The organism is Kitasatospora sp. NPDC001309 (assembly GCF_042896295.1).
Lineage (GTDB): Bacteria > Actinomycetota > Actinomycetes > Streptomycetales > Streptomycetaceae > Kitasatospora.
Genome location: NZ_JBIAXC010000038.1, coordinates 41,625 through 56,572, shown reverse-complemented (window position 1 = coordinate 56,572; position 14,948 = coordinate 41,625). Strand labels below are relative to the sequence as shown.

The 14,948-nt window shown below is 74.3% G+C and carries 16 protein-coding genes and 1 pseudogene; 11 read left to right on the top strand and 6 right to left on the bottom strand.

Annotated elements, in window-relative coordinates; genetic code table 11:
- Nucleotides 1–48: 48 nt before the first annotated feature.
- The 7 genes from ACFY2K_RS31405 (at nucleotide 49) to ACFY2K_RS31375 (ending at nucleotide 5,064) form a co-directional block, all read left to right on the top strand.
- Entirely contained in the window at nucleotides 49–255 is a 207-nt protein-coding gene (locus ACFY2K_RS31405) for an MbtH family protein (protein ID WP_380594357.1), read from the top strand.
- Nucleotides 256–350: 95 nt separating this feature from the next.
- Nucleotides 351–599: an acyl carrier protein gene (locus tag ACFY2K_RS31400; RefSeq protein ID WP_375895633.1), complete on the top strand. Its 249-nt coding sequence runs from the start codon at nucleotides 351–353 to the stop codon at nucleotides 597–599.
- Complete coding sequence (locus tag ACFY2K_RS31395; protein WP_387716058.1) at nucleotides 596–1,828, top strand: beta-ketoacyl-[acyl-carrier-protein] synthase family protein; 1,233 nt, start codon at nucleotides 596–598, stop codon at nucleotides 1,826–1,828. Before ACFY2K_RS31400 ends, ACFY2K_RS31395 begins: the two co-directional genes overlap by 4 nt.
- On the top strand, nucleotides 1,825–2,865 hold the full coding sequence (locus ACFY2K_RS31390) for a beta-ketoacyl synthase N-terminal-like domain-containing protein (RefSeq protein WP_380644205.1): 1,041 nt from the start codon (nucleotides 1,825–1,827) through the stop codon (nucleotides 2,863–2,865). The genes ACFY2K_RS31395 and ACFY2K_RS31390 overlap by 4 nt, the downstream gene beginning before the upstream one ends.
- Nucleotides 2,862–3,602 (top strand): 3-oxoacyl-ACP reductase FabG, encoded by a 741-nt coding sequence (gene fabG, locus ACFY2K_RS31385; RefSeq protein ID WP_387716055.1) that lies wholly within the window; start codon nucleotides 2,862–2,864, stop codon nucleotides 3,600–3,602. Before ACFY2K_RS31390 ends, fabG begins: the two co-directional genes overlap by 4 nt.
- Before the next feature lie 46 nt (nucleotides 3,603–3,648).
- Nucleotides 3,649–4,758, top strand: coding sequence for a methyltransferase (locus tag ACFY2K_RS31380; RefSeq protein ID WP_375895624.1), 1,110 nt, complete (start codon nucleotides 3,649–3,651; stop codon nucleotides 4,756–4,758).
- Between the two features lie 72 nt (nucleotides 4,759–4,830).
- Nucleotides 4,831–5,064 (top strand): acyl-CoA carboxylase epsilon subunit, encoded by a 234-nt coding sequence (locus tag ACFY2K_RS31375; protein WP_387716052.1) that lies wholly within the window; start codon nucleotides 4,831–4,833, stop codon nucleotides 5,062–5,064.
- Between the two features lie 67 nt (nucleotides 5,065–5,131).
- Here ACFY2K_RS31375 and ACFY2K_RS31370 read toward each other — a convergent pair whose 3' ends face one another.
- Nucleotides 5,132–7,174: a serine hydrolase domain-containing protein gene (locus tag ACFY2K_RS31370; protein WP_387716049.1), complete on the bottom strand. Its 2,043-nt coding sequence runs from the start codon at nucleotides 7,172–7,174 to the stop codon at nucleotides 5,132–5,134.
- A gap of 263 nt (nucleotides 7,175–7,437) precedes the next feature.
- Between ACFY2K_RS31370 and ACFY2K_RS31365 the strand changes: the two genes are divergently transcribed.
- Both ACFY2K_RS31365 and ACFY2K_RS31360 read left to right on the top strand, forming a co-directional pair.
- Entirely contained in the window at nucleotides 7,438–8,802 is a 1,365-nt protein-coding gene (locus tag ACFY2K_RS31365; protein ID WP_375895616.1) for a sensor histidine kinase, read from the top strand.
- Nucleotides 8,766–9,416: a LuxR C-terminal-related transcriptional regulator gene (locus ACFY2K_RS31360; protein WP_375895613.1), complete on the top strand. Its 651-nt coding sequence runs from the start codon at nucleotides 8,766–8,768 to the stop codon at nucleotides 9,414–9,416. The genes ACFY2K_RS31365 and ACFY2K_RS31360 overlap by 37 nt, the downstream gene beginning before the upstream one ends.
- 28 nt (nucleotides 9,417–9,444) lie before the next feature.
- On the opposite strand, the gene ACFY2K_RS31355 is transcribed toward ACFY2K_RS31360, so the two are convergent.
- From ACFY2K_RS31355 to ACFY2K_RS31345, 3 genes and pseudogenes are all read right to left on the bottom strand, one after another.
- Nucleotides 9,445–10,344, bottom strand: coding sequence for a class I SAM-dependent methyltransferase (locus ACFY2K_RS31355; RefSeq protein ID WP_387716046.1), 900 nt, complete (start codon nucleotides 10,342–10,344; stop codon nucleotides 9,445–9,447).
- A gap of 98 nt (nucleotides 10,345–10,442) precedes the next feature.
- A pseudogene (locus ACFY2K_RS31350) lies at nucleotides 10,443–11,437 on the bottom strand (NAD(P)/FAD-dependent oxidoreductase).
- A gap of 104 nt (nucleotides 11,438–11,541) precedes the next feature.
- Nucleotides 11,542–12,507 carry a hypothetical protein gene (locus tag ACFY2K_RS31345; protein ID WP_387716044.1) on the bottom strand — a complete coding sequence of 322 codons (966 nt, stop codon included), beginning with the start codon at nucleotides 12,505–12,507 and terminating at the stop codon, nucleotides 11,542–11,544.
- Between the two features lie 188 nt (nucleotides 12,508–12,695).
- Here ACFY2K_RS31345 and ACFY2K_RS31340 point away from each other — a divergent pair, with 188 nt between their 5' ends.
- Nucleotides 12,696–12,971, top strand: a complete 276-nt coding sequence (locus ACFY2K_RS31340; RefSeq protein ID WP_375895603.1) for a type II toxin-antitoxin system Phd/YefM family antitoxin — start codon at nucleotides 12,696–12,698, stop codon at nucleotides 12,969–12,971.
- The gene (locus tag ACFY2K_RS31335; protein WP_387716041.1) at nucleotides 12,968–13,372 is read left to right on the top strand and encodes a type II toxin-antitoxin system VapC family toxin; all 405 of its coding nucleotides are present in this window, start codon (nucleotides 12,968–12,970) and stop codon (nucleotides 13,370–13,372) included. The genes ACFY2K_RS31340 and ACFY2K_RS31335 overlap by 4 nt, the downstream gene beginning before the upstream one ends.
- Nucleotides 13,373–13,415: 43 nt before the next feature.
- Here ACFY2K_RS31335 and ACFY2K_RS31330 read toward each other — a convergent pair whose 3' ends face one another.
- The gene (locus ACFY2K_RS31330) at nucleotides 13,416–13,985 is read right to left on the bottom strand and encodes a GNAT family N-acetyltransferase (RefSeq protein ID WP_380525593.1); all 570 of its coding nucleotides are present in this window, start codon (nucleotides 13,983–13,985) and stop codon (nucleotides 13,416–13,418) included.
- A 23-nt stretch (nucleotides 13,986–14,008) separates the two neighbouring features.
- Nucleotides 14,009–14,899 carry an NAD(P)-dependent oxidoreductase gene (locus ACFY2K_RS31325; RefSeq protein WP_380525594.1) on the bottom strand — a complete coding sequence of 297 codons (891 nt, stop codon included), beginning with the start codon at nucleotides 14,897–14,899 and terminating at the stop codon, nucleotides 14,009–14,011.
- Nucleotides 14,900–14,948 lie beyond the last annotated feature (49 nt).

The following is a 14,948-nucleotide window of genomic DNA, read 5'->3' as shown; positions in this document are numbered from 1 at the left end:
GCCCGAGAACCGGACGATTTCCGGGATTTCCGAAAGGACCGAGAAATCATGAGCAACCCGTTCGACGACGAGCAAGGCACCTTCCTCGTCCTCGCCAACCACGAGAACCAGCACAGCCTCTGGCCCGCCTTCGCCGAGGTCCCGGCCGGCTGGCGGACCGTCAAGGGCGCGAGCACCCGGCAGGAGGCGCTGGACCACATCGAGCGCAGCTGGACCGACCTGCGCCCGCAGAGCCTGATCGACGCCACCGCCTGACCCCCGGACACCGCCCGACCGGAAAGCACCACCCGACCAGAGCACCACCGCCCGACCAGAGCACCACCGATCCGACACCACCTGAGGAGCACCCCATGAGCACCGTCGCCATCGACGAGTCCAAGGTCCGCGAGATCGTCGCCGACTGCCTCGACCTGGAGCTGGACGAACTGACCCTCACCGACCACTTCATCGACCACTACGGCGCCGACTCGCTGAACGCCATCGAGGTGCTCGCCCGCCTGGAGAAGGAGTTCCACGTCACCATCCCGCAGGAGGAGCTGCCCAACATGGTCAACCTGGGCGCCGTGCTGGAGGTCCTGTCCCGGGCGACCGCCCGATGACCGCGCCGCAGCGCGTGGTGGTGACCGGCATCGGCGTCCTGTCGAGCATCGGCAACGGGGTCGAGGACTTCACCTCGGCCCTGCGCGAGGGCCGCTGCGGTGCCGGTCCGATCACCAGCTTCGACACCGACGGGTTCCTGCGCACCTCCGGCCACGAGGTCGACGGCTTCGAGCCGGAGCAGTGGATCCACCGCCTCCCGGTCGAGGAGCTCGGCCGCGCCACCCAGTTCGCCGTCGCGGCGGCCCGGATGGCCGTCCGGGACGCCGGGCTCGACGAGCAGGAGCTCGCCGGGCTCCGCGCCCAGATCACCATCGGCACCACCGACGGCGAGGCGCCCGAGCTGGACAAGCTGATCGCGGAGTCGGTCGCCAACGGGCCGGAGCACCCGGTCGACCAGCTGGTGGCCGACCGCCTGCCGGCCCACCAGCTGGCCCTGGCGATCGCCCGGGAGCTGCGGCTCCCGCGGGTCGTCCCGGCCGTCCTCGGCACCGCCTGCGCGGCCGGGAACTACGCGATCGGCGACGGCTTCGACGCCGTGCGCACCGGCGAGGCGGACATCGCCGTCGTCGGCGGCGCGGACGCGATCTGCCGCCGCACCTTCGCCGGGTTCAGCCGGCTCGGCCTGGTCTCCTCCGACTACTGCCGTCCGTTCGACGCCGACCGCGAGGGGCTCCTCACGGCCGAGGGCGCGGGGGTCCTCGTCCTGGAGACCCTCGACTCGGCCCGGCGCCGCGGCGCCCGGATCTACGCCGAGCTGCTCGGCTACGGGCTCAACTGCGACGCCCACCACCCCACCGCCCCCGACCAGTCGAGCGTCGCCCGCTGCATGGAACTGGCGCTCAACGACGCCGGGGTCAAGGCGGCCGAGGTGGACCTGGTATCCGCCCACGGCACCGGCACCCCCACCAACGACATCACCGAGACCCGCGCGATCCGCGAGGTCTTCGGCGACACCCCGCCGCGCACCGTCGCCCTCAAGGCGATGCTCGGCCACTCGATGGGCGCGGCGAGCGCGCTCGGCGCGGCCGCCTCGGCGCTCGCGCTGGCCCACGGCTTCGTCCCGCCCACCGTCAACCACCGCACCACCGACCCCCAGTGCCAGATCGACTGCGTACCCAACCACTCCGTCCCCGCGGACCTCCGGGTGGTGGTCAACAACGGACTGGCCTTCGGCGGCAACAACGCCTCCGTCGTCCTGGGGCGCCACGAGGAGGAGCCCAGCCGATGAGCGAGCGCACGAGCTCGACCACGATCCATCGGGACCGGCCGCTGATCACCGCATGGTCCGCGGTCTCCCCCTTCGGCCTCGGCCGCGACGCGTTCGCGGCCGGGGTCGGCCGGGGGGAACCGGCCCACCAGGTACCCGACTTCGAGACCCGCAAGGTGCTCGGCAAGGCCGGCACCCGCACCTTCGACCGGGCCACCGGCCTGGCCGTCACCGCCGTCCGCGAACTGCTCGGCGAGGCCGAGGCCGCGCAGAGCCCGATCGCCACCGGCGGCGGCACCGCCCTCGTCCTCGGCACCACCCTCGGCAGCGCCCACAGCGCCGCCGGGTTCAGCCGGGCCTCCTTCGAGGGCGACAAGCCCTACGACGTGCCCGCCCAGCTGATGCCGAACGTGCTGATGAACGGCCCGGCCGCGGCCACCGCCATCCGCTTCGACCTCAAGGGCCCCAACACCACCCTGGCCGGCGGCGCCGCGGGCGGCCTGCTCGCCCTCGGCTACGCCCGCCGCCTGCTGGCGGCCGGCCGCGCCGAACGCGCCCTGGTCGGCGCGGTGGAGGAGCAGTCCGAGACCCGCGAGTGGCTGGCCGGGGAGAACGACCGGCCCAGCGGCGAGGGCAGCGCCGTCCTGCTGGTGGAGACCGGGCGGACCCTGCCGCCCGGCCGCCGGGTGCTGGCCGAACTGCTGTCCCTGGACGTCCGGTTGGACGTCGACGACGACCCGCAGGCGGCGCTGGCCGCCACCGTCCTCGACGCCCTCGCCCAGGCCGACGCGACCGCCGACCAGGTCTGGGCCGCGGCCGTCACCGGGCAGCCGGCCCGCGACCGGCTCGCCGAGCTGGTCGGCTCCGAGGCCGTCGACCGGGTCCCCGACCTGCTCGGCGACACCGGATCCGCCGCGACCGTCTTCTCCCTCACCACCGTCCTGTCCCTGGCCGAGCAGGATCCCGCGGCCGCCGGCCGCCTCGCCGTGATCGCCTCGCTCGACCACCAGGGCCTGGCCGCCTGCGCCGTCCTGCGCCTCACCGGCGGTGACCGATGAGCACTCCCGGCACCGTCCTGATCAGCGGCGGCTCCCGCGGCATCGGCAAGGCCGCCGCCCTGCGGCTCGCCGCCGAGGGGCACCCGATCAGCTTCTGCTACCAGTCCGACCGGCAGGCCGCCGACGTCCTGGCCAAGGAGCTCGACGCCCTCGGCGTCGCCGCCTTGGCCGAGAAGGTCGACGTCACCGACGCCGCCGCCGTCCGCGCCTGGGTCACCCGCACCGAGGAGGAGCTCGGCCCGATCACCGTCGCCGTCGCGAGTGCCGGAATCACCCGCGACAAGCCGCTCCTCCTGATGTCCGACGACGACTGGCGGTCCGTCACCGACACCAACCTGACCGGCACCGCGAACCTCTGCCGCGCGGTGGCCTTCCCGATGGTCAAGCGCCGCGCCGGTTCGATCATCACCCTCAGCTCCGTCTCCGGCGTCTACGGCAACCCCGGCCAGAGCAACTACGCGGCCTCCAAGGCCGGGATCATCGCGCTCACCCGGGCGCTGGCCAAGGAGGTCGGCCGCTACGGGGTCCGGGTCAACGCGGTCGCCCCCGGCATGATCGAGACCGACATGACCTCGGTGCTCACCGACGCCCAACGCACCGACGCCCTCAAGCACATCCCGCTCGGCCGCTTCGGCACGGCGGACGAGGTGGCCGAATCGGTCGCCTTCCTGGCGGGCCCCCAGTCCGCCTACCTCACCGGTTCGGTCCTGCAGATCGACGGCGGAATCGTCCTGTGACCAGACGCACCAGACGCACCGTCCACCTCGACTAGGAGAAACGACCATGACCATCCCCGCCGTGCGCACCTTCGACAACCACACCCCGCTCGTCGACACCGAGCTGCTCCCCGGCCGCGGCACCGGCGTCAACGCCGCCCACCGGATGTACGAGCACCTCATCGGCATCTGGGCCACCGGCGTCATCGAGGCCGCCCACGACCTCGGCGCCTTCACCGCCCTGATCGCCGCCCCGGCCACCGCCGGGGAGCTCTCCAGCCGGCTCGGCACCGACCTGCGCGCCACCCGCGTCCTGCTGGACGGCCTGGCCGCCTACGACGTGGTCGAGCGCAGCCGCGCGGCGGACGGCCAGGCCGTCTACACCCTGCCACCGGAGATGCACGACGTCTTCGCCCCCGAGGGCCTGTACAGCCTGGTCGGCAAGATCCGGCACGACCGCAACGTCGCCTGGGGCGCCTGGCGCAACCTGGCCGGCAACGTCCGCTCCGGCGCCCGCAACTCCGAGGGCTCGCAGCAGCTCAACCAGATCTCCGAGGAGGACTACACCTCCCTCGTCCGCGGCATCAACTTCTGGGCCCCGCCGATCGCCGCCACCCTCGCCGACGCCCTGCGCGAGCAGGGCTGGACCGACGGCGCCGGCCGCACCCTGCTCGACGTCGGCTGCGGCACCGGCATCTACAGCCAGCTGCTGCTCCAGGAGTTCAGCGGCCTCAACGCCCGGGCCCTGGACGCCGAGCGGATCGTCCCGATCGCCAACGCCCAGGCCCACCGCCTCGGTGTCGCCGACCGCTTCAACCCGGAGATCGCCGACTTCTGGTCCGACGACTGGGGCACCGGCGTCGACGTCGCCCTCTTCGTCAACATCTTCCACCTCCAGACCCCCGAGTCGGCCCGCGAGCTCCTCCTCCGCTCCGCCAAGTCCCTCACCGAGGACGGCGTCATCGCCATCGCCGACCACATCGTCGACGAGGACAGCACCGACGGGAACACCCAGAACCGCTTCTTCCGCCTCTTCGCCGCCTCCATGCTCGCCACCGGCGGCGGCGACGCCTTCACCGTCCAGGACTACGACCAGTGGCTCGCCGACGCCGGGCTGCGCCGCGTCGCCCTGCTCGACACCCCCATGCACCGTCTCCTCCTGGTCAAGCACGCCTGATCCGACGACCCCCCTCGACGGCCCCGACGCCCCGCGTCGGGGCCGTCGGGGTTCCCCCACCCGGAGGCTCCCGTGACCGACCGCCCCGCCCTCTTCCGCACCGACCTCTTCCGTCCCGCCCTCTTCCGCACCGACCAGGACCTCACCCCCGAGGAGATCGCCGCCCTCACCGTGCTCCTGCTCCAGCACAGGGCCACCCGCGCCGCGGCGGCCGCCGCCACCCCGTCCACCCGCCGCACCGTCCGCTGGCACGACGTCTCGCTCCGGCCGCCGGTCCCCACCACCTCCTGGCAGATCGTCGCCTGACACCCGACGGCCCCCGGCGTCACCGCCGGGGGCCGTGGCCGTCCCCTTCCGTCCGCCCCGCCCCGCCTCACCCGATCAGATCCAAGGAGCCCGCCAAGTGCCCGGTCCCGATGAGGTCGTAGCCCCCGGCCAGCACCAGGAACAGCACCGCCGCCACGGCCAGCACCGTGTAGTGCAGCCGACCGAACACCCCCCACCAGCCCCGCACCCAGGCGAGGACCGCGCAGAGCACCGTCAGCAGGGTCAGCCCCAGGGCCCCGAGGTACATCGCCGGCACCACCGTCAGCAGCGGCGAATCCCCCAGGAACAGCGTCTGGTTGAGGGCGTTGGAGTCCGAGGTCAGCAGCGCGAAGCACCCGGTCGCCACGACCAGCAGCAGTCCCGTCACCCACCCCAGCAGCCGGGCCGCCGGCGCCCCGGCCCGCCCCTTGCCCCGCACCGACCGCACCACCGCGGCGACCAGCCACCCGATCACCGTGAGACCCAGCACCACCAGGCTCCCGAGGGCCACCCGCTGGTGCAGTTCCGGGGCCTGGTACCAGGCCAGCGGCTGGTACGCGACGGTCGGGTCGCCGTCCGTCAGCATCGAGACCACGTCCCCGTCGCCGTTCAGCTCGAAGGCGATCCGGGCGCTCCCGCCCACCTGCTGGAAGAGCCCCGGTTCCACCTGCTGCCACCGGGTCTCGCCCGCCTGCGGGTCCCGGACGACCGGCCCGCTCACGACGAGCTCCGCGCCCCGCGCCGCCACGTGCACGGACCCCATCAGTGCCGACGCCCTGGTCAGGTTGGACTGGCTGACCCGGGTCGACCGGTAGTCGCCGGTGAACTTCCCCAGGTCCCCGCCCACCACCGCCGGGGCGGCGGCGGCCGGAGCCGGGTAGAACCGGTCCACGAAGGCGTTGAGCACCTGCTGGGTCGCCCACCCGCCGGTGGAGTCCTCGCCGTCCCCGTTGACGGTCACGTACAGTCCGACCCCCCGCTCCGGCAGCAGCGCCAGGTTGCTGTGGAAGCCGGGCACGTCGCCGTCCTTGACCAGCAGCTGCTGCCCGTTGCGGTCGCGCTGTTCGAGCAGGTAGGCCATCCCGGGCATCCGCCGGTCGGGCCCGAAGTGCCGGGCGAGCAGCTGCGCGGTGCCGTCCCGGTCCAGGACCGGACGGCCCTCCAGGGAGCCGCCGTTCAGCAGGGCCAGCATCAGCCGTCCCATGTCGGTGACGGTGGTGACGGCGGCCGCGCCGGTCGGGGTGAGCGGCCCGTACAGCCCCTCGGTCTCGGTCTGGCCGTCGCCCTCGGGCCGGTAGCCGTGGGCGAGTTCGGCGTCGATGGCAGCCGGGTGGGGCTGGGTGAAGGTGGTGCGCTCCATCCCGAGCGGTTGCAGCACGTGCTGCGCGACGTACTGGTCGAAGGGCTGTCCGGAGACCACCTCGACCAGGTAACCGGCCAGCGCGACACCGTAGTTGTCGTACGCGGCGACCACCCCCGGCGCCCGGACCCGGTCCGGCTGGTGGGCGGCCAGCGCGTCGCCGAGGCTCCCGACGTGCTGCGGCCCGGCCTGGGCCAGCCCCATGAAGGTGTCGTCGAAGCCGCCGGTGTGGGTCAGCAGGTTCTCGACGGTGACCGGGTGTCCCGGGTAGCTGTCCCTGACCTTGAACGTGCTCAGGTAGGTGTTGACGTCCGCGTGCAGGTCCAACTTCCCGGCCCGGACCTGCTGGAGGACGGCGACGGCGGTGAACACCTTGGCGTCGGAGCCCGTGAAGAACGCGGTCCGGTCGGGGTCGACGGCCTTGTGCCCGGGCACGTCGGAGACGCCGTAGCCGCCGGCGAAGACCTGCCGGCCGCCGGCCACCACGCTGACCGCCGCGCCGGGGATCCGGTGCTCGGCGAGCAGCTTCGGCACGATCTCGTCGAAGAGCCGCTTCACCGATCCGGGGTCGGGTGGTGCCGAGCCGCCGGCCGCCGCCGAACTCCCGCTGCCCGCCGTCGCGGTGGCCGCGTGGGCCCGGTCCGGCGTGAGCCCGTACAGGAACAGGCCGATCGCCGCGAGCACCAGGACCAGTCGCACCCAACCCCGCCGGGCCAGCGGCCGGTTCGCCTCGCCACGTCGCGCGCTCATGATGAACTCCCGTTCGATACAAGTGATTTACGGAAGCTCCGGCGCCCTTGCGGCGGGTCGCTCCCCGACACCCGCAACACTAGGCCGGGCACCGTTTCCGGGACATGGCCTCTGGGCGTCGATCGGGGGGTGTACCCAGGTACCACCAACAGGGGTCCAGGGCCCAGTGATCGGAACGGCGGCGGACGGCAGTCTGGATGTCGTCAGCAAGCAACGGGTAGGGATACCGGCCGCGAGGCCGTCACGGAAAGGGCCGAGCGGTCATGACCAGCAGCATCACCACGGGAGTTGTGAACAACGTGCAGAACACCGACACCACGGGCGGCCGCAGCCGGCGCAACCCGCTCGGCATGCTGGGCAACGCCGTCCGGTCCCTGCTGCGGGGCCCCGCGCTGGCCGCGTTCGCCGTGCCGCAGCTGCTGCTGCTCACCGCCGCCTCGGTCACCGCCTCGCTGATGGGCCTCGCGGTCGGCGCGCTGCTGGTGCCGCCCACGCTCCTCGCGGTCCGCGGCCTGGCCGGCCTGCGGCGCCGGCTCGCCGCCCGCTGGAACGGCGTCGAGATCCGTGACCCCTACCAGCCGCTGCCGGAGGCCGCACCCGGCCTCCAGGGGGCCTGGAAGCGCTGCCAGGCGATGCTGGCGGACCAGGCCACCTGGCGCGACCTGCTCTGGCTGGTGGTCGACCCGGTGGTCGGCTTCACGGTGGCGCTGTTCCCGCTCCTGGTGGTCGCCTACGGCGCCTTCGGCCTGGTGCTGCCGCAGGTCTGGCAGTCGATCGCCGACAACGGCGGCAACACCTGGTACCTGTGGATCCACGTCACCGACTCGGGTGCCGCCGGCACCGCCGCCCTGTTCGGCGTCCCGGTGATGCTGGCCGGCCTGGCGATCGCCCCCGCCGCGCTGCGCGGCCACACCGCGCTCGCCAAGGCGCTGCTGGGCCCGACCGCCCGGGCCGAGGCGCTGGCCGCCGAGCGCAAGGTCGCCCACCTCACCGAGACCCGGCGCGACGCGCTGACCACCCAGGCCGCCGAACTGCGCCGGATCGAGCGGGACCTGCACGACGGTGCGCAGGCCCGGCTGGTGGCCATGGGCATGAACCTGGGCGTCGCCGAGCGGCTGGTCGAGCGTGACCCGGAGGCCGCCAAGCAGCTGCTCGCCGAGACCCGCCAGGCCTCCGCCTCCGCCCTGAACGAGCTGCGCGACCTGGTCCGCGGCATCCACCCGCCGGTGCTGGCCGACCGCGGCCTGGCCGACGCCGTCCGGGCCCTGGGCATGGACAGCCCGCTGAACGTGACGGTCTCCGCCGAACTGCCCGGCCGCCCCGAGGCCCCGGTCGAGTCCGCCGTCTACTTCGCCGTCTCCGAGGCGCTCACCAACGCCGCCAAGCACTCCGGCGCGAGCCACGTCGACGTCCAACTCTGGTACGAGAACGGCACCCTGAAGGCCCAGATCACGGACGACGGCACCGGCGGCGCCGACCCCTCCCGCGGCACCGGCCTGCGCGGCCTGGAGCGCCGACTTGCTACCTTCGACGGAGTCCTGGCCGTCCGCAGCCCGCTCGGCGGCCCCACGACCCTGACGATGGAGCTGCCGTGCGAGTTGTACTCGCGGAGGACCTCTTCCTCCTGAGGGACGGCCTGGTCCGGATGCTGCAGGCCTACGACTTCGAGGTCGTGGCCGCGGTGGACACCGGACCGGACCTGTTGCAGGCCCTCCTCACCGAACGGCCGGACGTGGCAGTCGTCGACGTACGACTGCCCCCGACGTTCACCGACGAGGGCCTGCAGGCGGCTCTGGAAGCGCGCCGGCAGATCCCCGGTCTGCCGGTGCTCGTGCTTTCCCAGTACGTGGAGCAGCTCTACGCCAAGGAGTTGCTCGCCGACGGCACCGGCGCGATCGGCTACCTGCTCAAGGACCGGGTCTTCGACCCCGACGAGTTCGTGGCGACGGTCCACCGGGTGGCGGCGGGCGGCACCGCGCTGGACCCGCAGGTGATCGCGATGCTGGTCAACAACACCGGCCGCAGCAAGCCGCTGGAGCGCCTGACGCCGCGTGAGCGCGAAGTCCTGGAGCTCATGGCGGAGGGACGCTCGAACGGGGCCATCGCCGAGCGGATGGTGATCACCGAGCGGGCCGTGAAGAAGCACACCGCGAACATCTTCCTCAAGCTCGACCTGCCGCCCTCCGAGGAGGACCACCGCCGGGTGCTGGCCGTCCTGGCCTTCCTCCAGGTCGCTCCCTGAGCCACCCCGGCAGGGCGCGGCGACCCCCTCAGGCCTTGCGCCCGGTGTGCACCGTCATCGCCGACAGGTAGAACGCGTCCGGCCGCCGCAGGATCCCGGTCGGCGCGTCCTCGTCGATCAGCGCCTCCAGGGTCGCCCGGTCCCGCGGGTCGATCGCCTCGGCCAACTGGTCGTGGCGCCGGACCAGTTGGGTGTGCAGGTACTCGCGGACCGGGCGGGCCAGCGGTGCCGGGTGGTCGACCAGGAAGGTCCGGGTGCCGCTGGGCTCCAGTCCGGCCCGCCGGAGCATGGCCGGCCAGTCCTCGACCTCCTCGGTGGCGTCGGGCAGTTCGGCCCGCATGGCGGCGAAGCCGTCCTCGTGGGCGGCGTCCAGCCGGGCCTGGAAGCCGGGCCGGCCGAGGCCGAAGTCGCGGGGCAGGAAGCGCGGCGGCAGGCCGCTCTCCGCGACGGCGAGCAGGCCGCCGGGGCGCAGCCGGCCGGCCAGCGCGGTGAGCGCGGCCTGCTGGTCGCCGAGGTGGTGGATCGCGTTGCCGGACCAGATCAGGTCGGCCTCGCCGAGCTTGTCGAACTCGGCGGGCAGGTCGGCCTGTTGGATGCCGAGCCGGCCGCCGGAGCGGGTCCGGGCGCGCTCCAGCAGGGCGGCCGACCGGTCGACGGCGACCACCTCGGCGGCCGGGAGGACCGCCGCGAGCTGCTGGGCGATCACCCCGGGCCCGGCGCCGACGTCGAGGACCCGGCGGACCGTGCCGTCCCCGGCGAGGCCGGACAGCCACTGCCCGGCCGCGGTGACGGCGTCGGCCCGCAGCTCGGCCTCCCGCTCCAGGTGTGCCGCGAGCGCGTCCCAGTCGAGGTCGGCGGCCGGGACCTGCCCGGGGCCGTGCTGGTGCTGGTGCCCGTGCTGGTGCTGACCGTGCTGGTGTGCGGACATGGTGGTGCCTCTCCGGTGGTGGGTGCGTGGGTGGGTGGCTGGGTGCGTGGCTGGGTGCGTGGGTCGGTCGGCCGGTCGGTCGCTGGTAGCTTCCCCGCTCAGACCGGCAGGGCCGGCCCGGACGCGCGGCACAGGGCGACCGCCCGTCCGATCTCCTCGTCCACCAGGTCGTGGTCGAGGACGAAGGCGGCGGCCGCGCCCGCCCCGGCGGCGACGACCACCTGGGCGCGCGGGTCGGCGACGTTGCCGACGGCCCAGACGCCGGGGACGCTGGTGCGGCCGGTCCGGTCGGTGGTGACCCAGCCGTCGTCGTCCCGGGCGCAGTCCAGTCCGAGGAGCAGCGCGTCCCGGGGCACCGGCCGGGGGGCGACGAAGACGGCCTCCCGGGTGACCACCCGCCCGGTGTCGAGTTCGACGCCGCGCAGCCGCCCGTCGTCGGCGACCACCCGGACGATCCGGCCCTCGACGACCCGGACGCCGCGCGCCGCGAGCCGTTCCCGCTCGGCGGCGGTGGGCTCCAGGGTGTGGGCGAGCAGCACCACGTCGTCCGACCACTGCCGCAGCAGCAGCGCCTGGTTGACGGCCCCGGGCCGGTGCCGAGCACCCCGAGCGGGCGGTCGCGGACCTCCCAGCCGTGGCAGTACGGGCAGTGCAGGACGTCCCGGCCCCAGCGTTCGGCGAGGCCGGGCAGGTCGGGCAGGCCGTCCCGCAGCCCGGTGGCGACGACGAGCCGGCGCGCGTGCAGCACCGGCCCGCCGGCCAGTCGGACCACGAAGCCGGGTTCGGCCGGTCCGGCCCGCTCGACGTGTTCGACCCGGCCGTCGATCAGGTGCACCCCGTACCGGGCGACCTCCTCGCGGCCGACCGCGAGCAGTGCGGCCGGGGGCATGCCCTCCCGGCTGAGGAAGCCGTGCATGTGGGCGGCGGGGGCGTTGCGCGGTTCACCCGCGTCCACCACCGCGACCCGGCGCCGGGCCCGGCCCAGCACCAGGGCGGCGTTCAGTCCCGCCGCACCGGCGCCGACCACCACCGCGTCGTAGCCCTCCGCCGTGCCGTTCGCGCCGTTCTTCCCGGTCGTCGTCTTCTCGGTCATCGTCGCTCACCTCCACCGCCAGGCTGCGACCGACCATCCCGTATCGGCAAGCTTTGTTGCCGCCTCAGCAAACACTTCCCTGCCCTCCCCGCCCCCGCCCCCGCTCACGCCCCGGTCCGGTCCGGTCCGGTCCGCCGCCAGTACGAGCGGGTGGCCACCGCCAGCGCCACCCCGTACCCGGCGAAGGCGCCCATCCCGACCCACCCGATCTGCATCGCCTGCTCCGGCGTCCCCAGCGCGCCCACCCGCATCCCGGTCACCCCGGCGGCGCACAGCGACAGGTAGCCGATCCCGAGCAGCCCGTACGGCGCCAGCGTGACCGCGCCGATCAGCGCCGGGGCGAGCGGCAGCCAGCGCGGTACGGGCCGGCCGCGCAGCGGCAGGGTCCAGCGCGGGAACACCTGCCCCCACGGCCGCACCAGCCCCCACAGCAGGAACACCCCGAGCGCCGCCAGCAGCACGGTGCCGTCCAGCCCCCGGCGCTCCAGGGCCAGCCAGATCCCGGAGGAGCCGTTGCGCACGTAGTCGGCGTACATCCGGTCGCCGCTGATCCCCGCGAAGCTGCCGCCGAAGGCCCAGACCAGCTTCATCACCACGTACGGCACGAAGGCCAAGGTCCCCGCCCAGGCCGCGAGTTGGACGGTGGCCGGGGCCGCCGAGGGCGCCGCCCGGAAGGCCGTCCGCGCCGCGACCGGCCCCCGGGCCCGCGCGGTGCCCGCCAGCAGCAGCGCCCCGGCCGCGGCCAGCACCTTGTGCACCGCGTCCGGGACGCTGTCCACGCCCTGCCCGAACAGCAGCGTCACCACGTCCATCAGCAGGCTCCAGGACGCCACCGCGGCCAACCCGCACAGCAGCCACAACCCCCGGGTCAGCCCCCGCCCCGGCCGCCCCCGGGCCGCCGCCCACCCGGCCCTGACCGCCACCGCCCCGACCCCGGCGACCGCCCACCCGACCCAGCCGGCCCCCCACAGCGCCGTCCCGCCCAACCCGCAGCCCGCCCCGAACCCCGCGTACCCGAGGCCCCAGCCGGCCACCGCCCGACCGTCCCGCACCCACTCCCCGATCACCATGGCCCCAGGCTCACCCGCCCGCCCCGGCCCCGGCCTCCCCCGGCGTGACCATCCCCCTCCCCCACCGGGGGATCCCCGCGTCCCTGACCCGCCGCCCTCGTGGAGCCCCGGACCGCCCCGCATCCCGACCGGCCCGGGGCTCCACGCAAACTGCTACACGGCGCATTACAGCGCGATACAATGGCTCCATGAAGACCATCACGCAGCGCGAGCTCGCGGCGCGGTCCAAGGCCGTGCTCGACGACGTCGAAGCCGGAGAGATCTACCACATCACCCGGAACGGCACCGAGATCGCCGAGGTCCGGCCGATCAGCAGTCGCCGCCGGTTCGTCCCCGTCGAAGAGCTCCAGCGGAAGTGGCAGAACGCACCCGTGATCGACGCAGCGGAGATGCGTGCCGAAGCCGATGCCTTCTACGGTGACGAGGACCGGGTCGGCGGCGACGACCCGTGGGAGCAGGCGTGACCGGGCGACACCAACGCGGACTGCTCGACACCTGCGTCGTGATCGACCTGCCGCGGATCGACCCACAGCTCCTGCCGGTCGAGGCCGCGGTGGCATCCATCGTGCTGGCCGAACTCGCCCAGGGCGTCGCGATGGCCAAGGATCCCGTGCAGGTGCTGGCCAGGGCACAGCGGCTCGCGGACGTGGAGGCGGAGTTCACCGCGCTCCCGTTCGACCGCGAGGCAGCCCGGAGGTTCGGCACACTGACGGCGCTCACCATCCAGGCCAAGCGTGATCCCCGGCCCCGCCGCATGGCTCTGATGATCGCGGCGACGGCGGCCGCCCACGGCCTGCCGCTCTACACCCGGAACGCCGCCGACTTCATCGGCCTGGAAGCGGGCGTCCAGGTCGTTCCGCTCTGACGTCCGGCGGCCCGGGCGCCGGGCCGCCGGAGCCACCCGCGCGCTACCCCCGCGGCGCGGCGAAGCAGTGCACGTCGACCGTGCGGCCGGAGGCCCAGCGCTGTTCGCCGCTGCCGAGCAGGGTCCAGCCGAGGCGCCGGTAGAGGGCCAGGGCGGCGGTGTCGGTGGCGAGCACGTCGAGCACGGGGTGCAGGCCGAGGGTCCGGGCGTGCACCACGGCGTGGGCGAGCAGCCCGGTGCCGGCCCCGCGGCCGCGGGCGGCCGGGGCGACGTACAGGCGGCCGATCAGGGCGGTGAGTTCCGGTCTGCCGCCGGTGCGCAGGCTCCACAGCCCGGGGGCGAGGTCGCCGGGGCCGCAGCGGACCAGGCCGACGTGGCCGACGATCCGGCCGTCCGCCTCGGCGACCCAGGCGGCCAGCAGGCCGTCCGGGCTGAGCCAGGCGGCGGGCCGCTCGGGCCACTCGGCGGGGTAGCCGTCGATGGTGTGGACGTCGCCCAGGGCCCGTACGCAGTCGGCGAGATCGGCGGCGCGGCGCCGTCGGACGCCCACCCCCGCACCGGTCTGCCGAGGTCCGGACGCGACGACATTGGCGCGTTCTTCAAGGTCAGCCATGCCGGTACGTTACCGGCCGGCCCTCACCGCCGCAGCAGGTCGACCACCCCGGTGAGGTCCTCGGCGCCGCTGCCGAGCGCCAACCGGTGTTCCATCAACCGGAAGTACGGGGCCAGCAGTTCGACGCTCACCCCCTGTTCCTCGGCGGTGCGCAGCAGCGTCCCCCGGCCCGCGACCTGCATCGCCAGGTTGGAGACCACGCCGGTGGTGAGGTCCCCGCTCTCCAGCTGCGCCGCCGTCCGTTCGACCGATCCGGCCATCGCGGTGAGCCAGTCCCGCAGCAGCGGCGCGAGGTCACCCGGCGCCACCGCCTCGCCCCGGACCAGCGCGAAGGCGTGGGCGACCCCGGCGAACATCCCGTACATCGCGCTGAGCAGCGCCACGTCGTGCAGCGCCGCGTACCCGGCGTCCGCGCCCACGTACCGGGCCCCCGCCGGCACGCCCAACGCCTCCCGGTGCTCCTCGAAGACCGCCGCCGAACCGCTGTAGAAGACATACGCCCCGGCCGCCGGTACGCCGATCATCGGCGGCACGGCCATGATCCCGCCGTCCAGGTAGCGGGCGCCACGCGCCTCGGCCCAGGCCGCCCGGGCGCGGGCCTGCCCCGGGGTGCTGGTGACCAGGTCGACCAGGTCCTTCCCGGCCAGCTCCACCCCCTCCAACGCCCGCTCCACCGAGTCGTCGTCGAGCAGGCAGACCACCACCAGCCGCCCGGCCGCGACGGCCTCACCGACGGTGGCCGCCACCACCGCGCCCTCGGCGGCGAGCGGTTCGGCGCGGGCGGCGGTGCGGTTCCAGACGGTGAGCGGGTGCCCGGCGGCGAGCCAGGCGCGGGCCAGCGCGGTGCCCATCGCGCCGAGGCCGAGCAGGGTGACGTGGGTCTCGGGTGAGGTCTCAACTGTCTTCTGTGCCATGCCGATCAGCCTCGTCCCGGCCCCACCCGTGATCAAGTACGCACTTCGG